The following is a 19,365-nucleotide window of genomic DNA, read 5'->3' as shown; positions in this document are numbered from 1 at the left end:
AAAGGCAGCCCGCTTTTGCAGAAGGCTGCCTTACTTTATCCTATAATGATTTTTTCCTTCGGATAATGATATTTTTCCTTGTTCGGGGTTCCCCTGATCAGGAACAGGAAGGACAGGATGCCGATCCGCCCGATAAACATCAGCAGTATGATGATGATTTTCCCTGTAACAGTCAAGTCCGCTGTTATCCCCATGGAGAGGCCGGTTGTCCCGAATGCCGAAGCAACCTCAAATGCAACCTGCAGAAAGGTGAATTTCGGATCGGTGAAGGTGAGCAGGATGACTGCAATGCTGCAAATCAGGATAGCCGTAGTGAAGACGATGTATGATTTGATTACATCCTCCTGCAGGATTTCCTTTCTGAACACTTTGATGTGCGTATTGCCCTTGGCATATGTGTAGATGCTCAGCACCATAATGGCGAACGTAGTTGTCCTGATCCCTCCTCCGACACTGCTCGGAGAGGCGCCGATGAACATCAGGATACAGATGAAGAACAGGGTCGGCTCTGAAAAATCGCTGATATTCATTGTTGCAAGCCCGCCATTCCTGGTTGAAACCGATTGGAACAGCGCGTAGAAGAAGGATTCATGCCAAGATTTGTCAGCAAAAAAATGTTTATATTCGAAAAGGCAGATGAACGCGGTGCCCAATACTACAAGCAGGAAAAAGGTCACAGACGTTACTTTGGTAAACAGTGTGAACTTATAAGGAATTGACCCGCGATGCCGGATGAATTCCCTTATTTCTATCAATACCGGAAATCCGATGGCTCCGACGATCAGCAAAATGATGTTGATAATCTGCACAAAATAATCATTGGCAAACGGGATCAGGGACTGCCCTGTGATATCGAATCCCGCATTGGTCGTCGCACTGACAGACGCAAAGAATCCCTGGAGGAAGGCCTCCTGCCAAGTGGGGAAATATTGCAGAAAATAGGTGCCAAGGATGATGGCCCCGATCAGTTCGATGGAAATGAAAATCACCAGAATGCGCCTGATGAGGACTACCAGCCCTGCAAGATTATATTGATTTTGGTCAGTCATGATCAGCTTTCTTTTTCTTAAGCCGATTTTCTTTCCGACAAGCAGCCAGAAAAAGGTGCCAAGTGTCATGATCCCGATTCCGCCAAACTGCAGGATAAAAGCAAAAATAAAAGTGCCAGGGACGCTGAGGATCTCGCTGATATTAACTGTGGAGAGCCCGGTCACGCTGATGGCGCTGACAGATGTGAAGAAAGCATCAATAAAGGATAATTCGACGCCTTCCTTAAGGGTAATCGGCAGCTCCAGCAGTACAGCTGAAAGAACAACGGCAAACAGGTAGAAAAGAACGATCAGCTGTGCGGAAGATAACCGCTCCAGGATTTTTTCAATAAATGTCTTCATGCTTCACCAACGTTATGTAAGTTTATTAGTATCTTCAGTATACCCAATTTTCACCCTGCTGTTAATTCCGTATTGTTAAGGTTCCCGTAAGGTTCTGTTCACAGGGCTGACAGTTCCAGCTTGTATACTGGTGAAAAAGACATTCTGGGAGGAATTGATTTGCACCATTTGTTGCTTGCGGCACTTATTATCCTGGCGGCTGCTTTTAGCTATATTTTCCGCGATGGGCTGTCAGACCGTTCTTTGATGATTTCCAGCATCCTTGTTATCCTGAATATCGGCATGTATATGAGAGCAAAGGCCAAAAAGGAAGAAGCGGTCAAAGGTGTTCAAGAAATAAGAGGTTAAGAAATAAGATGCCCGGCCGATTGGCCAGGCATCTTATTCTGCAGCTGTGTTCAAGCTTACGCTATAGCTATTGGAAATGCTGATCCGATGCTCTCCGCCGCCGGATTGATAGGTTGCATCCTTCCCGCTGCTTTCAGAATCAGCATATTCTCCTTCAGCTGAGGATTTTTCTTCTTCCGCAACCTTCCAGTCCCCCTCGCTGCCCTGAAGGTGCTGGATGTCAAATGCATCCACCTTCAGGCTGCTTTTTTCCTGGATATAAAGGGAGACATGGGAAACTTGTTCGACACTCCAGTCACTCATCAGCTGCCTCGGCTTCATGGTCACCGTGTTGTCGCTTCCTGTCACTTCAAGCTTCACGCCCATAGGAATAAGGAGCGTGGCATCCATGGAGGCATAGCGTTCAAACGGACCCGCTATTTCATTTGGGAGCTCTTTGACTGTAATATAGAGCGAGTCGCCGTTCCGGTGGGAGCTGACATAATCAGAAGACTGTGAAATCAGGCTTTCTTTTTTGCCTGTCATCGCCCTGTAAGTACCAAACATAGAAATATCTTTTCCTGATGCCCCTTCTATAGTGATCGGGGAATTGCCTGTCTGTACAACAATTCTCTTGATGCTTCCATCCAGTTTCTCAGTGAACTCAGGCAAATCAATAGTCCGCTCTTCGCGGTTAACCACTTCGTCCAGTTTATCCAGTATCCCGGTCGAGCTGACTGCCGCGAACCCGATGCCGGCTGTGCCGAGAATGCCGACAAAGAGGATACTGAGGAAATCGTATTTCAGATAAGGCTTTTCTTGTTTGGAAAAAAGTAAAAACAGCAGTATTTCGGCTCCTAAGATCACAAGGATGATCGGCCACCACGACATCATGGCATAGCCGAAGTCCATATCAAGCAGCCTCGAAAGCAGCAGGAAAACCCCAAGGAAAAGCAGTGCCGCCCCCATGGAAAATGTACCAACACGCCATGTTCTCATCCCATTATTCCGCCCTTCGTTTCTCTCTTCAGTCCCCATCTATCATTCAACCGCCTTTTCTTTTACAGATTTGCTGCCAAGAAGGAGGCGCAGACCTCCGCCGATCAGCAGGATGCATACAATCCCCGTCTGGAAGTAGCGGTCAAACCAGTAGCGGATATCTATATCAATCATGTCGTACAGCATCGGGGAGATGGCGGGAAGGACAATGCTTGTTGTCAAATAGTAAAGCCCCACAAGAACGAGCCCTATCCCTACCCATTTCTGGTGATTGATGAAATAAGAAATGATCGGCGTATCATCCAGCGGCTCCTTCCCGTACCTGGAAGATTTCTGCAGTCCGTCGAAGAAGCTGTAGAACCAAATGATCGGAATCAGGAACAGGAAGATTCCCAGTCTGAGCACATCCAGTATATAAATGGAAAACAGGAAGGCAGCCATCAGCTGGACGCCTCTCCGCTGCAGCCCCAGGTAGAGATGGCCTGCTCCCGGAAAGATGGAAAGGAAGGTGGCAATAGACTTACTTTTCTTGCCCTCATCACGTTTTGATTCAAAATCCTCCATGATCGTACGGTCCACCAGCTCTTCTCCCCGATGCTTCCGGTTCAGCTGCTGTATTGCGTCAAAGAAGCCGTATACCCAAATCACCGGCAGAATTGCCCAGAATACCAGGAACTCATTGCGGTGGGTCAGCACCGACACAAACAGCACCATCACACCCAGCCCAAGAAAAGCGGTAAGGAGCGTAAGACCCCGGTTCATGAGGCCAAGCTGGAAATGCCCAAGGCCAGGTACAAAGGACAGGATGATGGTAAAAAAGCGCTCCGACTCCTGGCTGGCTGCCGGCTTAGCTGATCCTGAAGCCCCGCTGCCATCCGTGTAGGCTGTGCTGCCCTGCTGGTAGAGCTTTGATGCGGTGATTGCCGTATCAATAAAATTCACGAAATATAACAGCAGCCCGAACAGCGCAAAAATGATTGCCCCGTCCCCAAAATAGAACATGCTGATCAGTGCAAAGGTAAAGATCGGCAGCCCGAACACGGCCGCTGTATAAAATAAACCTCTAAGGGTCTTTCCCAGATAAAGAAGGCCTCCTCCAGGGAAAAAAGCTAAAAGAAAAGCGATAATCGGATTTTTCTTCATTATTTATTTGCCTCCTTGTTCTTCTTCTCGATCGTATCCATCCAGGCAAAGGTTTTATCCACAAGCCCTTCTGTCACAGATGTCTTCTTTTCCTGAAAATCCGGATCCTGGACAGCTCCCGCGTACTGGGTGATCGACTGGAAAACACCGGTCGTCATCAGCAGGATGGTCATGGCCGCTGCAAGGGAATAGTGGAATAGCGGCGACTGATAGAATGGCCTGCGCTTCTTTTCTTCGGAACTCTGCGGCTGGGCAGTTTTTTTTGCTTCTTCCGATATTTGCGCCATCACCAGATCGGTAAAGGATGAGCCGTTTTCCATTGGCGGCAGCTCCGTTTCGGCCACAGCCTCCAGATAAACCTCTAGGCACTCATCACAGCTGTACAGATGATTTTCATACATCTCCCTGTCCGCTTCTGCCAGTTCATCATTTGCATACCGCTTCCACTCTTCATACCTAAAGTGCTTCATGAGAAATCATCCTCCTTCCAGTGCTTCCTCATCCAAAGACGCGCCCTGTAGAGCTTAGTCTCCACAGTCTTCACCTGGACGTTCTGTTCATCCGCTATTTGCTGATAGCTTTTTTCAGCTATATAAAAGTCATAAATTACATCGCGGTAATTATCAGGCAGCTGGTGAAGCTTTTCCCTCACCCGCTTCCGCCTTTCCTTACTCATAATTTCGGTCTCCACAGCCTCTTTATGGGTGCCATGGAGCTCATATCCGGCATATTCAAGGGAATCCTCCCTGCGCCGGTCCCTCTTTCTTTTTACATCAATAGCATGATTGACTGCAATTCTGGTGATCCAGGTTTTAAAGCCCTGGTCCTCGTATTGGGGGAGAGAGGAATAGATTTTAATAAACACTTCCTGTGCGGCATCTTCCGCTTCCTTCTGGTCCCTTAATACTGCAACGATTGTCCGGAACAAATCATTGCGGTATTTTTCAACCAGGAGCCTGAAGGCATGCTCATTGCCGCTCTTTGCTTGCTGGATAAGAACTTGGTCGCTAATCTCTCTCTCCCCCTTTCTGGCAGCTTCCACCGTAATAGACGATACCAGGATAAAAGAACCCTACAGATATTCAAAAAAAATTTTTTCAGACCTTTTTCATTCTATCATGCCCCATCCCGCCCCCCCTCTGAAATCAAAAAAACCCGGCTTCTCAGGCCGGGAATTTCTTTAATACATTTTCAGTTGTACACACTTCAGCAAACTCTCCGTGAAGAATGGCAAGTTCAGTTTGATGAATCTGCCAGGCAGAAAAGATGGTCCCGTCAGGTCCTGTCTGTTCAAAGGCTGCGCAGGCATCCTCCGGCAGCCAAACCTTAAAGCCAAGATTTCCAGCCATCCGGACAGTGGTAGAAACACAATGGGGGGTGGTCAGCCCGGCAATAATCAGTTCAGTGCTTTGCAGATCTTTAAGCACCGCTTCAAGGGGCGTGCCGATAAATGCACTGTTTACGCTTTTCTGGAGGATCCTTTCCCCAGCTGCAGGCTTCACTTCTTCCTTGAATTGATGTCCCGTGCTTCCTTTGAAGAACAGGGACTCCCTGTTTTGGGATGTATGCTGGATATGGATCACCGGAAGACCGCGGTTTCGCCAATGCTCCAAAAGCCTTGCAGCCTCTTTTTCAGCACCTGGATGATTCCTCTCCCCCCAGGAAGGATCATCGAAGGCCCTCTGGATATCAATCAATAGCAGGACAGCCATCAGGCATCCTCCTTCCTGATAGAGCAAAAGTCATATAAATCAAGGCTGACAATCATTTTATGATAGCCATCAAAAAGATTGATGAGAGCCAGCAGCTTCATGATTTCCTTTTCTTCATAGAGAATTTTCAGCCACTCTAAATCAGAGTCTTTTAAGAGCCGCGGATTTGACCTGTAGGTTTCCAGAAAAGCAAACAGCTGCCGGTCCCAATCAGTGAACGCTGAGAAATCATTCTGCTCCACTGCGCATGCAATGGCCTCATTCTGCTCCAATGCCCCGGTATAGGAAAGGCTCATGCATGTGGCACAACCATTTTTATTAGCCAGATAAAGGCGCACCGACTCCTTCACATCCTGCCTGATACCCTCCTCATTCCACAGCTGCTCATACAGGGCATCATATAGGGAGGCCACTTCAGGCACATACGCCAGCGCTTTTTGAAAATTGGTCTCCCCCTGTTTTTCCTTCAATTTAATTCTTGGCATTTCCAACTCCTCCTTCTCCTTTTATAATAGAAGGAATCGAAAGAAAGTTGAATTGAATTTGAAACCAGTTTAGACAGTTTAGCTTTTCAAATGAAACGCATTTAAGATAGGGAGGTTTACAAATGATGATAGACGATTTAGACAGGCGCATACTGCAGGAGCTGGAGAGAAATGGGCGGCAGTCGATGAGGGAGCTGGCGAAGAGGGTAAACCTTTCAGCCCCTTCAGTCACAGAGCGTGTCAGGCGCCTGGAAAGCGAGGGAGTCATCAAAGGGTATACCATCTCCATTGACTATAAGAAGCTCGGATATGTGATTGAATGTTTCGTAGAAGTCACATTGCGGCAAGGAGATTATCAGAGGTTCAGGGAAAAAATCGCTGCAGTCCCTAACGCGGAATTCTGCTCCCGGATAGCCGGCCAGGCCTGCTATCTTGTTAAGCTGCGGTTGAAAAAGCTGGGGGATATCGAAGAGTTCATCAATGAAATCACGCCCTACGCAGGTACAGTCACCCATATAGCTCTGTCGGAAGTGCCCGTTAACGGCTCTTTTCTGGAATAGGCGCATATTCTGCGGACAGCATCAAATCCTATAAAAATAGGAGGTGCTTTTGATGGAAAACCAAAAGAAGGACAAAAAGATCGGAGAAAAAAGTGAATCGATGAATGCGATGGACCAGGGGCTCAATATTATCTCGCAGGCATTTAATCGCGCAACGGGCGTTGATGAGGGGAATGACGGGAGAGAGGATAAGTAGGATTACAAATATCTGCAGGTTTTTTTATAATAAAGCAAATAAAATAGAGCCAGAAGAAATTCCTGGCTCTTATCTTCATCCCTGGCTATTCCCGCCGGAATCCCCGGATTTCCCTTGATTTTTCGTACCTTTACTTTTATACGGCTTGGCGCTTTTTGCTTTATTGGCACCCGCCTGCCAACGGTTCCAGCCTTTCTTTCCAGTTCCGCTGCCAATACCGCTTTTTCCTTTTTTTGCTTTGGTCATCTACAATCAGCTCCCATGTTTCTGTGCTGAGATCTCCTGCTCATTATCCGTCTGAATCACAGCAGGCTTGCACATAAACACTAGCATACCATATCAGGAGCCTGCTAAGCGAACTACTTCAGCATCTCGTTCGCCATTTCAGTCAGCTCTTTTTTATGCTGATCTTCCGGAATCGCTTTGTTATTGTACATAATGGTGTACTGAACTTTATCCTGCAGAAAGGACAAGGTATTTCCCTGATACATACCCTCTGCCCCTCCTTCAAGGTCTACTGGTTCGGAATTGGGCTGCTCGAAGGTTTCAACCGGGTAATCAGCAAAAACCATCAGCACGTAACCCTCTTCTTTGCTTTTTGGAAAGGCTCTGAATTCCGCCTTGATCTGTTTTCCGGTATGGTTCATATCCATAATGGCCGGCGGCTGGAACCCCTCCCCGTCAAATGGCAGCTTTTCCGGCAGCTTCATTTCAAACGGAAGTGCATCGAGTCCCTCTTCAACAGTCTGCGCTTCATATGTAACAGGGATTTTTTTGGATTGTTCTTTATTCACGTCGGCCATTTCTACTTTTTCCAGATTATCTGTATCCAATTTTCCGCTCTGCATATTCTGGCAGCCTGCAAGAAGGCTTGCGGCAAGCCCGATCGTCAGAATTTTTTTCATCAATAGTCACTGCTTTCGTGTAAGGATGCTTTTATTATATCATATAAAATTACATATTTTGTAAGGGGATTCAGAAAGCTGCACGGCTTCCCCGGCTTAGGAATTTTTACAACTGGAGTACCACGACGTTATACTATAACTAAAATTCCATTAACAAAGGATGCAGCTATGAAAACTTATATCGTGATTGGTGCAGGCATATTAGGCGCATCAGCTGCCTACCACCTGGCCAAATCGGGCAGCCGGGTGATCTTGGCGGACCGGAATGAAGAAGGCCAGGCTACTGCAGCGGCCGCAGGCATTGTCTGCCCATGGGTATCGCAGAGGCGGAATAAGGATTGGTACCGGCTGGCCAAAGCGGGGGCACGCTATTATCCCGAGCTGGTGAAGGAGCTCGAGGAACGCGGTGAGTCGGATACAGGCTACAGCAGGGTCGGTGCCCTTATCCTGCACAAAGAAACCAATAAGCTCGACAAAGCGGAAGAGCGGACCTTGAAGCGGAGGGAAGAAGCACCGGAAATCGGGGAAGTCACACGTCTTACCCGGGAACAGACAGCTGAGGCTTTCCCTCCTGCTGATAAAGAATTTGAAGCAGTACAGGTCAGCGGTGCCGCCAGGGTAGACGGACGGGCACTGAGGGATTCTCTTATCCGTGCGGCAGAAAAGGAAGGGGCAGTCTTTCTCGAGAAGGATGCTTCACTGATCTATGAAGGAAACCGGGTGACAGGCATCCTTGCCGGTGAAGAACAATGGGAGGCAGATGCTGTAATCGTCTGTGCCGGCGCATGGGCAGCGGAAATATTCAGGCCGCTCGGCATTGAAATGGATGTCAGCTATCAGAAGGCCCAGATTGCCCACCTAAAGCTTCAGGATGAAGCAACTGGCAGCTGGCCTGTCCTTATGCCCCCCGGTGACCAGTATCTGCTTGCCTTCACCGGCGGAAGGATTGTCGCAGGGGCAACCCATGAAAATGATGTTTCCGGTTTTGATACAAGAATTACAGCCGGAGGCATGCATGAGGTCCTTGCAAAAGCCCTTTCTACAGCTCCCGGCCTGGCCGATGCCAGTCTGATAGAAGCCAGGGTCGGTTTCCGCCCCTTCACTCCCGGCTTCCTTCCAGTCATCGGATCAGTTCCCGGCTGGGAGGGCCTTCTAACTGCCAACGGGCTTGGTGCCTCCGGCCTGACGATGGGGCCGCTTCTTGGACAGCAGCTTGCGAAGCTTGCATTGGGGCATGATACGGATATTGATCTGAGCCCTTATCAAGTTGAAGGAGCTTTAAAGGATCAAAAAAGCGAGTGACAGGAAAAGAGCCCGGCTAATTAGCCGCCGGGCTCTTTCTTTTATGGTTTCTCAGGATTTCCTATCCGATTGAGCGGGAAATAACGGAATTTGGCTTCCCCTACGACAGATTCATCCGAAATGAAGCCAAAGCTTCTGCTGTCATTGCTGTTCAAACGATTGTCGCCCATCACAAAATATTGATGCTCCGGCACGACTAGCGGGCCGAAATTTTCTGTCAGATGTTCAATGCCGAACTCTGCCGCTTCTTTGCGGTTTTCAGCAAGATACGGTTCGTCCACTTTTTTTCCATTAACAAAAAGCTGGTCATCCTTCACAGAAATTTCATCCCCAGGCAGACCGATCACCCTTTTTATATAATCATCCTCGGAATCAGGCGAATGAAATACAACTACATCCAAACGCTCAATTTTGCTGAGCTTGGTCACGATCACTTTATTCTGGTCCTGGAAGGTCGGCATCATGGATTCGCCCTGTACAGTCACCGGCGCAAATATAAACTGCCGGCAAATAAACGCAATGGCGAGCGCCAGGGCAATCGACTTTGCCCACGAAATCCATTCAGACTTTTTGCTGTTCCCTGCCATTGTCATTCTCCTCTCAATCACTATATGAATCTATTATAAGCGAAAAGAGGGGCTTATGCACATTTCGGCTTGAAAAAGCAATGCAAGGAAGAAGCCCTGCTGCATGCCTTCGAGCATCAATAAATCACATTAAATTCTCCTGCTTTTGGATCCATCCCCTCTTCAGCGGTTTCCATCCTGCAGAATTGCTATAGTGCAGAAATGGGCGACCTCATGTGAGGAATTGTTCCCAAAGTGTGCCGCAAGCTCTTCTTTCAGGCCCTGCAGCAATCTATCACCTTCCTCTCTAGAAAGATCCTCCAAACTGGAAAGAGAAGCGACTCTGTCCAGCCATTCATCATTCGTGAAATGGACACCGTATGGAAGCGCATACAAATCCTTCAGCCCGAACCCTGCTTCTTCCCACTCCCGGAACCACTGAACTGGAAATCCATTGATTTCTTGCCCCGAATCTGCTTTAGGTTTCAGCTCGATTCCTTCTCTCTTCAAAAAATCAAAAGTGATTCCCACAAGCCTTTGGTCTTTCTTGAACCCTGTATCTGCCACAATCAGATGTCCCTTCGGCTTAAGAATACGGCTGATTTCCCTGAGGGCTTCTTCCCTGTCAAACCAGTGCCAGGCACGGAGGACCGTTGCCATATCATATTCTGCCCCATCCAGGCCTGTACTTTCTGCAGTCCCTTTTCTGTAGGGGATTTCCAGATACTTATCCCGGCTGATCACAGCAGCTTCCTGAAGGAGCTTTTCTGAAGGATCGACTCCGACTGCGTCTGCCTTGCGGAAAACCAGCCTCCTTGTCAGCGCTCCTGTCCCGCAGCCCAGATCAGCCACTTTTTTGCCGGTAAAATTTATATTTCTTAGATGAAGGCTATCAAACAGACTATTTGGAACATCGTTCCGGGAACGTGCATATTCATTTGCCCTGTTTCCAAAATCAACAATACCCATTCTGCCACATCCTTTTTCAAAATATTAGGAATTTAAATCTGGGTATGCTCATTATATGGTAGAATGAAAGCAATTACAATTTATCTACAATTTATTTTTGCACCAGCAGAAAGGAGGATTTATGAATTTTGCTATCCTTGCAGCCGCCTATTTAATCGGCTCGATTCCAACCGCCCTTCTGATCGGCAGGTGGCTGTTCCAAATCGATATACGCGAGCATGGAAGCAATAATCCAGGGGCGACCAATACCGTCCGTGTGCTCGGAAAGCGGGCCGGGATTGCCGTTCTCCTCATTGATGCCGGCAAGGGGGCACTTGCAGCAGGTCTGCCCATCTTCCTTCATGCTGATCTGAATCCGCTCTGCACCGGTCTGATTGCAGTTATTGGCCACTGTTTCCCCATTTTCGCAGGCTTCCGGGGAGGCAAAGCCATTGCAACAACAGCAGGAGTGCTGCTGGTTGCCAATGCCTGGATGTTCCTGGCCGCCTATGCAGCTTTTGTCGGAGTAATCTATATAACAAAATATGTATTTTTCGGTTCTATATCTGTCGGAATCGCCCTTTTCATTTTCTCTTTATTTCAGCCAGGATGGACTCATGAACTTATATTTTTCTTTTTTACAATCTTTCTGATCATCCTGCACCGTTCCAACATCTCAAACTTCCGCCAAAATAAAGAGCCGAAAATCAATGACAAGAATTTAAAGAATGACAGAATACCTGCAAAAAAAGGGCCGAAGCAGGCTTGAGAGCTGTGATGGCTCTCTTTTTTTTGGTGTATAAACAAGCCGGGTCCGCCTTCTGAATGGCAGATCCTTTGAATGAAAAAAATACCTGTTCTTTTCCCAATCTGTCATATCCATTCCATTTCGGGTAGAATGGTAGAGGTTCACCCATATCCTGTGGGCATCATCTCAATTTTTTTGCAGAAGGAGTTACCTAAATGAAGGAAAAATTAAAAGCATACCGCTTTCCCATTATCCTGTTTGCTTCAATTATCATTGGAAGCATCATCGGGTTTGTTTTCGGGGAAAAAGCGGAAGTTATCAAACCGCTTGGGGACTTATTCTTAAATCTCTTATTCATGCTAGTAGTACCGCTCGTCTTTTTCACAATCTCATCGGCTATTGCCAATATGAACAGCATGAAGCGGCTCGGAAAAATCATGGGCAGCATGATGGTTGTATTCATTGCTACAGGCATTATTGCCTCCATTGTAATGCTGGTTGCGGTAACAGCCTTCCCGCCGGCCCAGGGGACTGACATCCCTCTGACACAGCCGGAAAATACAGAAGAGCTGAGCCTGCCCGATCAGTTGGTCAAAACCTTTACTGTGCCTGACTTTATCGAGCTCTTCTCCCGCAAGAATATGCTCGCTTTAATAGTCTTTTCGGTCCTGGTTGGGGTGGCTTCAGGGCTTACTGGTGAAAAAGGACGCCCTTTCACAAAGTTTCTGGTCAGCGGTTCAGAAGTCTTTATGAGGCTGATCAATCTTGTCATGTATTATGCACCCATCGGGCTTGGTGCTTACTTCGCGTCATTGATAGGCGTATTCGGACCCGAACTGCTTGGCGATTATGCCCGGGCTGTCATCGTCTATTACCCTGCTGCCATTCTTTATTTCCTGATCGGCTTTACGCTTTATGCCTTTATTGCCGGGGGACGCAGAGGAGTGGCCCGCTTTTGGAAAAATATCTTTTCCCCTGCTGCCACCGCTCTTGCCACTGGAAGCAGCGTTGGCTCATTGCCTGTTAACCTGCAGGCTGCCAAACGAATCGGCGTGCCTAAAGATATTAGGGAAACCGTTCTTCCGCTCGGCGCAACCATTCATATGGATGGCTCCTGCCTGGCGGCCATATTGAAGATATCTTTTGTATTCGGCATTTTCAATATGGATTTCACCGGCCTGGACACCTTTTTAACGGCGATCGGCATCTCGCTGCTTGCAGGGACAGTCATGAGCGGTGTGCCAGGAGGAGGCTTTATTGGCGAAATGATGATCATCACACTTTACGGCCTGCCAATTGAGGCGCTTCCGATCATTTCAGCAATCGGCGTAGTGGTCGATCCGCCTGCCACTGCAGTCAATGTCACCGGAGATACTGTTTCCAGCATGCTTGTCACCAAACAGCTGGAGGGGAAAGACTGGATGGATAAACACTTTGAAAAAGAAGAGGAAGCTATCATTTAACACCATGCCCCCTGAATGAAGGGGGCATTTCTCAGGTTATAATGAACCAAAAAGTTATACAGGAGGTACTCAATGAATTCTATCTTGATTGCAAGCACTGCCGTCCTGACGGAAGGCCGTGTGCTCATGATAAAGGAACATAAAAATGAAGCAGGACCCACTTGGAACTTTCCCTCCGGCCATGTGGAGCCCGGGGAAGATATAATTGCGGCCGCCCGGCGTGAAACAAAAGAAGAAACAGGGCTGGATGTTAAGGTCCTGGAATCTGCAGGATTGTTCCAATTCATCAGCAGGACGGGACATCCTATCATCCTTTTTCAATTTCTTGCTGAATTTGCCGGCGGCTCTATCAAATTAGAAAATGGGATTACAGAATATAAATGGATGACAGCTCAGGAGATTCTCAGCATGGACGATAACGGGCTGCGGGAGCCCGGTGTAATCAAGCAAATAACCCGCTCTATACTGACACAAAGTTCAATCCCTCTCTCTTTCTTTCATACTATCTCTTGAGTTTTACTTTTTTTGGAACTTTTTCTTTCTTCAATCGTAAAAATAGAAACACGGGGGGCAAGCCGGCCAACTTTGAAACACACATCCTTCCATACGCCGCTTCCTCTAATAATGGAAAGGAGATAAATTCATGAAACGTTTTGCCATCATCCTTGCTGCTTCCTTCACCATCCAGGCCCTGCTGCTTTTCTCCATCTGGCACTTTTTCTTTTCAGGTTATGGCCTGATTGATTTCTCATTCTTATTTTCCGCTCTGTGGTTTGCGTTCATCTTTTTTTTTCCAGCACGGGCGATGCTTGGACCAACAGAGTCATCGCCAGTTCATTCATGAACCACCGGGACACCGGGCACAGGGAAGCCAGGGAAATGTTCCACATCAGAGTCAATCCCCTGCTCGCATCCTCTCTGCTTATGCTCGCTGCTTCCCTTGGAATTTCGTTTTTGTTCTCTTGAAAAGAATACAAATAAAGCTGCCGCTGAGATGCGGAAGCTTTATTTGTAATTGAGAAGCCAGCCGGGCTGCCTGCTATACTTTTAATATGCGTGGCTGCTGGCTTCTCCATATTCTTTGCTGCCTTTATTGAAGTTTTGCTATAATGCTTGCTGCCACATCATGCCAGACTTGTTCATCTCCCTGGTAAGCTGCTTTCATCTTTTTAAACATGATGCCTTGTTTTTCTTTGAAATCTTCACTGTCGGCTGGCGGAAGCTGAGCCCTCTCATTATCCACAAAGGCCTGCACGGTTTCTGCCCGCGGCCCCCATACGGCCTTTTCCTGTCCGTCTCCATCAATAAAGATGAAAATAGGGATCGAACGGGCCGTCCCGTTTGTTAAATACTGATCCATCAGCTCAAGGTTTTCATCGCGCAGAATGAATTTTGCCTCCATCCCTGTCTCTTTTGCTATATGCATAAGGATCGGAATATTAAGCATCGCATCCCCGCACCAGTCCTCTGTCAGGACAATCACTTTCAATTCTTTTTCCTTCACAGTCACCAGCTTGTCCTTTTCCTCTTCTGTGAGAGAAAACTTGCTTTCTATGCTTTCCATCTCCTGCTTATTAACACTCATGCCTTCCACATATTCAGAGAAGGTCAGCCCCTTAGCAAACCAGTCCTTCAATTCCATACAAGCACTTCCTTTTCTTTCAATATCGATTATGGGCCATCCCATCTCTTATTTATTCTCGATGACTGCAGTACATTCCTTTTTTTGCCGGACTTTGACGCATTTCATCCTTTCCTGGGAAATAACGCAGAAGATTGTCTAAACAAACAGCAAAATTCCCCATAATAAATTGAAGCCGATGGATTTCCCAACGGCTTCAATCTCTATCGCTTTGTTATTTCCTGCATCAGCAGCTTGTTGATCATCTGCGGATTGGCCTGTCCCTTGGACGCCTTCATGATCTGCCCGACCAGGAATCCGACCGCCTTTTGCTTTCCTGCCTTGAAGTCTTCAATCGATTGCGGATTGGCATCAAGAGCATCTGTTACAAATTGCAGCAGCGCCCCTTCATCAGAGATTTGGACAAGGCCCTTCTCTTTGACGATGGCTTCGGCAGTGCCGCCGTTTTCAACGAGCTCCTTGAACACCTTTTTGGCGATTTTGCTGGAAATCGTCCCGTTTTCGATCAGCTTGATCATCCCGGCCAGATTTTCCGGTGTCAGCTTCACATCGGCCAGTTCTTTCTGCTCAGCATTCAAGTAGGCAGACACTTCACCCATCAGCCAGTTTGATGCCTGCTTAGCATCCGCACCCGCTTCCACCGCTGCCTCGAAGAAATCGGCTGTCTCCTTCGTTACCGTCAGGACGGCAGCATCATAAGCAGGGAGGCCAAGCTCTTCTACATAACGCTTCTGCCTCGCGTCCGGCAGCTCCGGAATCTCAGCAGCAATCCGGTCCTTCCATTCCTGATCAATATAAATATCCGTCAAATCAGGCTCCGGGAAATAGCGGTAATCATCAGAACCCTCCTTTACGCGCATAAGCAGGGTCGTATTAGTAGATTCATCATAGCGGCGGGTTTCCTGCTGGATTTCACCCCCCGCGAGAAGCACTTCCTCCTGCCGTTTCTCTTCATATTCAATGCCTTTTCTGACAAAGTTGAAAGAGTTCAGGTTCTTCAGCTCCGTCTTGGTGCCGAATTCCTCCTGGCCAACTGGCCTGATGGAGATATTCGCATCGCATCTGAGCGATCCTTCTTCCATTTTACAATCAGAAACACCCGTATATTGGATGATGCTTTTCAGTTTCTCCAGGTAAGCGTACGCCTCATTGGCTGTCCTGATATCCGGCTCAGAAACGATTTCGATCAGCGGGGTTCCCTGGCGGTTGTAATCGCAGAGGGAATAGCCTTTTTCATGATTCAGCTTGCCGGCATCCTCCTCCAGGTGAATCCTGGTGATTCCGATTTTTTTCTTATAACCATCCACTTCGATTTCGATCCAGCCGTGTTCGCCGATCGGCTTATCAAATTGTGAGATCTGATAGGCCTTTGGGTTATCAGGGTAAAAATAGTTTTTGCGGTCGAATTTGGTTACGTCGGCAATCTGGCAATTCAGCGCCATGCTCGCTTTCATTCCATAATCGACCACTTTGCGGTTGAGCACCGGCAGCACGCCGGGATAGCCAAGTTCAACAACACTTGTGTTTGTATTCGGTTCCGCCCCGAAATGGTTCGGGCTCGCGGAAAAAATTTTCGAATCTGTTTTTAATTCAACGTGGACCTCAAGTCCAATCACCGTTTCATAGTTCATGTCTGTTCCCCCCTTACAGTCCCGGTTTTTGCTTGTGGAAGTCAGTGGCCTGCTCAAAGGCATGGGCTGTTCTGTAGATCGTGCTTTCGTCGAAATACTTGCCGATGATCTGCAGCCCGAGCGGCATTCCATTCGACAATCCGCACGGCACAGAAATGGCCGGCACTCCCGCCAGGTTGACTGGTATTGTAAGAATATCATTCGCATACATAGTCAGAGGATCGTCCAGATTTTCCCCGATTTTAAAAGCAGGAGTCGGTGCTGTCGGTCCGATGATGACATCATAAGATTGGAATACCTCTTCAAAATCCTTTTTGATCAGCGTACGGACCTTTTGCGCTTTTTTATAATAGGCATCATAATAGCCGGAGCTCAAGGCAAAGGTTCCGAGCATGATCCTTCGCTTGACTTCATCGCCGAAGCCCTGGGCGCGCGACTTTTTGTAGAGTTCCATGAGTGTTTCGGCATCCGGGGCGCGGTAGCCGTACCTGACACCGTCAAAGCGGGCAAGGTTGGCGGACGCTTCTGATGATGAAAGCAAATAATAAGCAGCCAGAGCATACTTGGAATGCGGCAGGGATACTTCCTCCCAAACAGCCCCAAGCTTCTCCAGAACCTTGAGTGCATCAAGGACAGACTGCCGGACTTCCTCATCCACACCTTCAGCAAGGTACTCTTTGGGCACAGCGATTCGTAGGCCCTTCACATCTCCAGTCAAGGCGCTGGCATAATGATCGACAGGAACATCTGCTGAGGTAGAATCATTCTGATCCAGCCCCGAAATCGCCTGAAGCAGATAAGCATTGTCTTCAACATTCCTTGTTACGGGGCCGATTTGATCAAGTGACGAAGCGAACGCAACAAGCCCGAACCGGGAAACACGCCCATATGTCGGCTTTAACCCAACCACACCGCAGTAGGAAGCGGGCTGCCTGATTGATCCACCTGTGTCCGATCCCAGGGAAAACGGCACTTCTCCTGCAGCGACTGCTGCTGCCGAACCGCCTGAAGAACCGCCAGGCACTTTATCCAGATTCCATGGATTGCGCACATTCCCGAAAGCTGAGTTCTCATTTGAAGAGCCCATCGCAAATTCATCCATATTCAGTTTCCCTATTGTGATAGTCTCAGCATTATGTAAATGATCCATAACCGTGGCATTATAGATCGGGTCGAAATTCTCCAGGATCTTGCTGGCACTGGTGGTTCTCAGCCCCTTTGTGACAATATTGTCTTTAATCCCGATCGGCATGCCAAAAAGGAGGCCCTTTGACTCTTCTGTGCCCAGCTTTTCATCTAATTTCATTGCCTGCCTGCGTGCTTCTTCTTCGTTCAAAGTCAGGAATGCCCCTACCTGGCTGTCCACTTCCCCAATCCTTTTAAAGGACTGCTCAACCAGATCAGATACGGAAATTTCTTTTTTATGTAAAAGTTCGTGGAGCTCTGAAACTTTATGATCAAACAAACTCATTAGTCTTTCCCCCTATTCCAGTATGGATGGCACCTTGATCTGTCCATCCTGGTGGTCCGGCGCGTTTTTCAGCACTTCCTCCTGCGGAAGCCCTTTTTTCGCTGCATCTTCCCTGAATACATTCTTGATATCCAGTACATGGGATGTGGGCTCAACCTTTTCTGTATCCAGCTCGTTAAGCTGCTCCGCAAAGGTAATCATTTTATCCAGCTCTTTTTGCATCCGCCCTGCTTCCTCATCTGTCATTTCCAGACGTGCCAGGTGGGCTACATGCCTGACCTGCTCTTCTGATATCCTAGACACTTCATTCACCTCCAAATAAATTAAAAACATGCTGATAAGTATAGATAGAATCATATCAGACTCCAGCGCTTTAAAGCAATTGCCGGAAGCAATAGTATCCCGCGTTTTCTCCTATTGAATTATGCCGGCATGGTATAGCGGAAAGGCGCCTGGGAGATTCCAGACGCCTTTTCCATTTTTCAGTGTTCTTCTTTCATTCATGGTCCTGGTCTTATACGGAATGATCCTTTCCGATTGACCGGGGCACCCTGCTGCTTGCGTATCGTCCGGCTAGCCACAGGAACAACAGGACAGGCACTGTAAGCAGGCCTGTCGCAAACAGTCCGGCCGAGATGGAAAAGGAAAAAGCGATCCAGCCGACAAGCGGCCCTCCTGCAATCTGTCCGATTGCATCAAGCTGGCCGAACAGAGAAAGCATGGTGGACCTCCCCTTTGACTCCAGCTTCTGATTAAGCCAGATGCTGTAAAGCGGGCTGTTAAGGCCTCTCAGTGTAAAACTGATCCAATAAGAGGCAAGGGCAAGCCAAAGTTCCCCGCTAAGCGCAAATATTAGTGTGCTGGCCGCAAGAGCTCCGTTTACGAAGAGCAGCAGGCGGACATATCTCTGCTCCCCTTCTCCATTCAGCCTCCTGCTGACCCACTCGACCACACCGATATTCAAAAGCAGCGCTACTCCATTGATTAAACCGAACCAGAGAACTGCAGAGCTTTCGGCAAGCTGGATATCTTCAAGGAAATGAGCAGCCCATAACCGGTCAAAGCCTTCGCTTGCGAGCCCCCACATAAGGGCAATGCCAGCCATGCCGGCAAGAACCGGATGGCCCTTCACTGTCCTGTATCCTTTGTGGACGGCCCCGGCAAGCTGGCGAAGCTGGGAGGATTCTTCAAGCTCCAGCTTTTCAAACCGGTGTTCAGGCATCCTGAACCAGAGCCAGACAGCCAATATAATGAAAGAACCGCCGGCAATCAGAATCGCTGCCTGAACAGAAAAGAGCATGGATATCATCACACTTGCCATGATGCCTGCAATTTTTCCAAAGGAGGCAATCTGCGAGCCTTTCAAAAAAAGCTTATCCAAACCCTTTCCTTCCATTTCGTCTGCAATCCAGGCTTCTTCAGCGCCGCTGAGAAACGTGTAGCCTAGGCCCCAGACAGCATAAGCTGCTGCGATTCCCCAGAATGCAGGAACCGCCCCCTCCAGAAGATGTGCCAGGCCAAGGAGCGCCGTTCCAATGATGACGGATTTTTTTCTGCTGACAAGATCAGCTATGACTCCGGTCGGCACCTCAAACAGTACAATAGACAGTTCCATGATTGTGCCGATCAGGACGAGCTGGAGCGGATTAAGCCCGGCCTCCACTACAAAATAAATCGCATTTACGGTAAATATGACTTGAAATAAAAACGCCCGGATTCCTGTTAGCCTATAATATACTTTTTTTGCATCCATTGTCCTTCCTCCGCTTCTTCTTTCTTAATGGAAACTAAGAAAGTCTGAAACGGAGATCTCGTGACAAGCTCCCCGTCCCAGACTAGGAAACAAGCACCTCGATTGTCATAATGAATTCCTCCT

General features: G+C 48.0%; 24 protein-coding genes. 8 read left to right on the top strand and 16 right to left on the bottom strand.

Features of this window, described 5'->3' with window-relative positions; genetic code table 11:
• Positions 1-35: 35 nt before the first annotated feature.
• A complete protein-coding gene (locus AC4E8B_RS02340) occupies positions 36-1,391 on the bottom strand; it encodes a TrkH family potassium uptake protein (protein ID WP_490216763.1) in 1,356 nt (451 codons plus the stop codon).
• 159 nt (positions 1,392-1,550) lie between these two features.
• Between AC4E8B_RS02340 and AC4E8B_RS02335 the strand changes: the two genes are divergently transcribed.
• The gene (locus AC4E8B_RS02335; protein ID WP_490216762.1) at positions 1,551-1,739 is read left to right on the top strand and encodes a hypothetical protein; all 189 of its coding nucleotides are present in this window, start codon (positions 1,551-1,553) and stop codon (positions 1,737-1,739) included.
• A 33-nt stretch (positions 1,740-1,772) separates the two neighbouring features.
• On the opposite strand, the gene AC4E8B_RS02330 is transcribed toward AC4E8B_RS02335, so the two are convergent.
• From AC4E8B_RS02330 to AC4E8B_RS02305, 6 genes are all read right to left on the bottom strand, one after another.
• Positions 1,773-2,756 (bottom strand): LiaI-LiaF-like domain-containing protein, encoded by a 984-nt coding sequence (locus tag AC4E8B_RS02330; RefSeq protein ID WP_490216760.1) that lies wholly within the window; start codon positions 2,754-2,756, stop codon positions 1,773-1,775.
• A 3-nt stretch (positions 2,757-2,759) separates the two neighbouring features.
• Complete coding sequence (locus AC4E8B_RS02325; protein WP_490216759.1) at positions 2,760-3,860, bottom strand: hypothetical protein; 1,101 nt, start codon at positions 3,858-3,860, stop codon at positions 2,760-2,762.
• A complete protein-coding gene (locus tag AC4E8B_RS02320; protein ID WP_490216758.1) occupies positions 3,860-4,330 on the bottom strand; it encodes a hypothetical protein in 471 nt (156 codons plus the stop codon). Before AC4E8B_RS02320 ends, AC4E8B_RS02325 begins: the two co-directional genes overlap by 1 nt.
• Positions 4,327-4,902: an RNA polymerase sigma factor gene (locus AC4E8B_RS02315; protein WP_490216757.1), complete on the bottom strand. Its 576-nt coding sequence runs from the start codon at positions 4,900-4,902 to the stop codon at positions 4,327-4,329. The genes AC4E8B_RS02320 and AC4E8B_RS02315 overlap by 4 nt, the downstream gene beginning before the upstream one ends.
• A 121-nt stretch (positions 4,903-5,023) precedes the next feature.
• Positions 5,024-5,572 (bottom strand): cysteine hydrolase family protein, encoded by a 549-nt coding sequence (locus tag AC4E8B_RS02310; RefSeq protein ID WP_490216756.1) that lies wholly within the window; start codon positions 5,570-5,572, stop codon positions 5,024-5,026.
• Positions 5,572-6,057, bottom strand: a complete 486-nt coding sequence (locus tag AC4E8B_RS02305) for a carboxymuconolactone decarboxylase family protein (protein ID WP_490216755.1) — start codon at positions 6,055-6,057, stop codon at positions 5,572-5,574. Before AC4E8B_RS02305 ends, AC4E8B_RS02310 begins: the two co-directional genes overlap by 1 nt.
• A 122-nt stretch (positions 6,058-6,179) precedes the next feature.
• Here AC4E8B_RS02305 and AC4E8B_RS02300 point away from each other — a divergent pair, with 122 nt between their 5' ends.
• Both AC4E8B_RS02300 and AC4E8B_RS02295 read left to right on the top strand, forming a co-directional pair.
• Entirely contained in the window at positions 6,180-6,617 is a 438-nt protein-coding gene (locus tag AC4E8B_RS02300; RefSeq protein WP_490216754.1) for an Lrp/AsnC family transcriptional regulator, read from the top strand.
• 52 nt (positions 6,618-6,669) lie between these two features.
• Positions 6,670-6,813, top strand: a complete 144-nt coding sequence (locus tag AC4E8B_RS02295; protein WP_490216753.1) for a hypothetical protein — start codon at positions 6,670-6,672, stop codon at positions 6,811-6,813.
• A gap of 75 nt (positions 6,814-6,888) precedes the next feature.
• On the opposite strand, the gene AC4E8B_RS02290 is transcribed toward AC4E8B_RS02295, so the two are convergent.
• Positions 6,889-7,059: a DUF3934 domain-containing protein gene (locus tag AC4E8B_RS02290; RefSeq protein ID WP_490216752.1), complete on the bottom strand. Its 171-nt coding sequence runs from the start codon at positions 7,057-7,059 to the stop codon at positions 6,889-6,891.
• A 113-nt stretch (positions 7,060-7,172) separates the two neighbouring features.
• Entirely contained in the window at positions 7,173-7,718 is a 546-nt protein-coding gene (locus AC4E8B_RS02285; protein WP_490216751.1) for a hypothetical protein, read from the bottom strand.
• A 168-nt stretch (positions 7,719-7,886) separates the two neighbouring features.
• On the opposite strand from AC4E8B_RS02285, the gene AC4E8B_RS02280 reads away from it, so the two are divergent.
• Complete coding sequence (locus AC4E8B_RS02280; RefSeq protein ID WP_490216750.1) at positions 7,887-9,020, top strand: NAD(P)/FAD-dependent oxidoreductase; 1,134 nt, start codon at positions 7,887-7,889, stop codon at positions 9,018-9,020.
• A 41-nt stretch (positions 9,021-9,061) separates the two neighbouring features.
• On the opposite strand, the gene lepB is transcribed toward AC4E8B_RS02280, so the two are convergent.
• Positions 9,062-9,613, bottom strand: a complete 552-nt coding sequence (lepB, locus tag AC4E8B_RS02275) for a signal peptidase I (protein WP_490216749.1) — start codon at positions 9,611-9,613, stop codon at positions 9,062-9,064.
• Positions 9,614-9,769: 156 nt separating this feature from the next.
• Positions 9,770-10,555, bottom strand: a complete 786-nt coding sequence (locus tag AC4E8B_RS02270; RefSeq protein WP_490216748.1) for a class I SAM-dependent methyltransferase — start codon at positions 10,553-10,555, stop codon at positions 9,770-9,772.
• Between the two features lie 121 nt (positions 10,556-10,676).
• Here AC4E8B_RS02270 and plsY point away from each other — a divergent pair, with 121 nt between their 5' ends.
• From plsY to AC4E8B_RS02250, 4 genes are all read left to right on the top strand, one after another.
• The gene (gene plsY / locus AC4E8B_RS02265; RefSeq protein ID WP_490216746.1) at positions 10,677-11,303 is read left to right on the top strand and encodes a glycerol-3-phosphate 1-O-acyltransferase PlsY; all 627 of its coding nucleotides are present in this window, start codon (positions 10,677-10,679) and stop codon (positions 11,301-11,303) included.
• Positions 11,304-11,497: 194 nt separating this feature from the next.
• Positions 11,498-12,745, top strand: coding sequence for a dicarboxylate/amino acid:cation symporter (locus AC4E8B_RS02260; RefSeq protein WP_224905511.1), 1,248 nt, complete (start codon positions 11,498-11,500; stop codon positions 12,743-12,745).
• A 72-nt stretch (positions 12,746-12,817) separates the two neighbouring features.
• Entirely contained in the window at positions 12,818-13,258 is a 441-nt protein-coding gene (locus AC4E8B_RS02255) for an NUDIX hydrolase (RefSeq protein ID WP_490216744.1), read from the top strand.
• A 130-nt stretch (positions 13,259-13,388) separates the two neighbouring features.
• Positions 13,389-13,589, top strand: coding sequence for a hypothetical protein (locus AC4E8B_RS02250; RefSeq protein ID WP_490216743.1), 201 nt, complete (start codon positions 13,389-13,391; stop codon positions 13,587-13,589).
• Between the two features lie 246 nt (positions 13,590-13,835).
• Here the strand turns inward: AC4E8B_RS02250 and AC4E8B_RS02245 are convergent, their stop codons facing one another.
• The 5 genes from AC4E8B_RS02245 to AC4E8B_RS02225 form a co-directional block, all read right to left on the bottom strand.
• A complete protein-coding gene (locus AC4E8B_RS02245; RefSeq protein WP_490219463.1) occupies positions 13,836-14,387 on the bottom strand; it encodes a thioredoxin family protein in 552 nt (183 codons plus the stop codon).
• Positions 14,388-14,590: 203 nt separating this feature from the next.
• The gene (gatB, locus tag AC4E8B_RS02240; RefSeq protein ID WP_490216742.1) at positions 14,591-16,018 is read right to left on the bottom strand and encodes an Asp-tRNA(Asn)/Glu-tRNA(Gln) amidotransferase subunit GatB; all 1,428 of its coding nucleotides are present in this window, start codon (positions 16,016-16,018) and stop codon (positions 14,591-14,593) included.
• 13 nt (positions 16,019-16,031) lie between these two features.
• Positions 16,032-17,489 (bottom strand): Asp-tRNA(Asn)/Glu-tRNA(Gln) amidotransferase subunit GatA, encoded by a 1,458-nt coding sequence (gene gatA, locus AC4E8B_RS02235; protein WP_490216741.1) that lies wholly within the window; start codon positions 17,487-17,489, stop codon positions 16,032-16,034.
• Positions 17,490-17,501: 12 nt separating this feature from the next.
• A complete protein-coding gene (gatC, locus tag AC4E8B_RS02230; protein ID WP_490216739.1) occupies positions 17,502-17,792 on the bottom strand; it encodes an Asp-tRNA(Asn)/Glu-tRNA(Gln) amidotransferase subunit GatC in 291 nt (96 codons plus the stop codon).
• A 211-nt stretch (positions 17,793-18,003) separates the two neighbouring features.
• A complete protein-coding gene (locus AC4E8B_RS02225; RefSeq protein ID WP_490216737.1) occupies positions 18,004-19,242 on the bottom strand; it encodes an MFS transporter in 1,239 nt (412 codons plus the stop codon).
• Between the last annotated feature and the right edge of the window lie 123 nt (positions 19,243-19,365).

It is taken from the genome of Bacillus sp. SRL543 (assembly GCF_984799205.1).
Note: the sequence above shows the minus strand (reverse complement) of the source record. Positions and strands in the feature narration are given on the sequence as shown.

Excerpts from the sequence above, each read along its gene's own strand:
- AC4E8B_RS02340 (WP_490216763.1), bottom strand. The coding sequence starts at position 1,391 with ATGAAGACATTTATTGAAAAAATCCTGGAGCGGTTATCTTCCGCACAG.
- AC4E8B_RS02330 (WP_490216760.1), bottom strand. The coding sequence starts at position 2,756 with ATGGGGACTGAAGAGAGAAACGAAGGGCGGAATAATGGGATGAGAACA.
- AC4E8B_RS02325 (WP_490216759.1), bottom strand. The coding sequence starts at position 3,860 with ATGAAGAAAAATCCGATTATCGCTTTTCTTTTAGCTTTTTTCCCTGGA.
- AC4E8B_RS02320 (WP_490216758.1), bottom strand. The coding sequence starts at position 4,330 with ATGAAGCACTTTAGGTATGAAGAGTGGAAGCGGTATGCAAATGATGAA.
- AC4E8B_RS02310 (WP_490216756.1), bottom strand. The coding sequence starts at position 5,572 with ATGGCTGTCCTGCTATTGATTGATATCCAGAGGGCCTTCGATGATCCT.
- AC4E8B_RS02305 (WP_490216755.1), bottom strand. The coding sequence starts at position 6,057 with ATGCCAAGAATTAAATTGAAGGAAAAACAGGGGGAGACCAATTTTCAA.
- AC4E8B_RS02300 (WP_490216754.1), top strand. The coding sequence starts at position 6,180 with ATGATGATAGACGATTTAGACAGGCGCATACTGCAGGAGCTGGAGAGA.
- AC4E8B_RS02295 (WP_490216753.1), top strand. The coding sequence starts at position 6,670 with ATGGAAAACCAAAAGAAGGACAAAAAGATCGGAGAAAAAAGTGAATCG.
- AC4E8B_RS02290 (WP_490216752.1), bottom strand. The coding sequence starts at position 7,059 with ATGACCAAAGCAAAAAAAGGAAAAAGCGGTATTGGCAGCGGAACTGGA.
- AC4E8B_RS02285 (WP_490216751.1), bottom strand. The coding sequence starts at position 7,718 with ATGAAAAAAATTCTGACGATCGGGCTTGCCGCAAGCCTTCTTGCAGGC.
- AC4E8B_RS02280 (WP_490216750.1), top strand. The coding sequence starts at position 7,887 with ATGAAAACTTATATCGTGATTGGTGCAGGCATATTAGGCGCATCAGCT.
- lepB (WP_490216749.1), bottom strand. The coding sequence starts at position 9,613 with ATGACAATGGCAGGGAACAGCAAAAAGTCTGAATGGATTTCGTGGGCA.
- AC4E8B_RS02270 (WP_490216748.1), bottom strand. The coding sequence starts at position 10,555 with ATGGGTATTGTTGATTTTGGAAACAGGGCAAATGAATATGCACGTTCC.
- plsY (WP_490216746.1), top strand. The coding sequence starts at position 10,677 with ATGAATTTTGCTATCCTTGCAGCCGCCTATTTAATCGGCTCGATTCCA.
- AC4E8B_RS02260 (WP_224905511.1), top strand. The coding sequence starts at position 11,498 with ATGAAGGAAAAATTAAAAGCATACCGCTTTCCCATTATCCTGTTTGCT.
- AC4E8B_RS02255 (WP_490216744.1), top strand. The coding sequence starts at position 12,818 with ATGAATTCTATCTTGATTGCAAGCACTGCCGTCCTGACGGAAGGCCGT.
- AC4E8B_RS02250 (WP_490216743.1), top strand. The coding sequence starts at position 13,389 with ATGAAACGTTTTGCCATCATCCTTGCTGCTTCCTTCACCATCCAGGCC.
- AC4E8B_RS02245 (WP_490219463.1), bottom strand. The coding sequence starts at position 14,387 with ATGGAATTGAAGGACTGGTTTGCTAAGGGGCTGACCTTCTCTGAATAT.
- gatB (WP_490216742.1), bottom strand. The coding sequence starts at position 16,018 with ATGAACTATGAAACGGTGATTGGACTTGAGGTCCACGTTGAATTAAAA.
- gatA (WP_490216741.1), bottom strand. The coding sequence starts at position 17,489 with ATGAGTTTGTTTGATCATAAAGTTTCAGAGCTCCACGAACTTTTACAT.
- AC4E8B_RS02225 (WP_490216737.1), bottom strand. The coding sequence starts at position 19,242 with ATGGATGCAAAAAAAGTATATTATAGGCTAACAGGAATCCGGGCGTTT.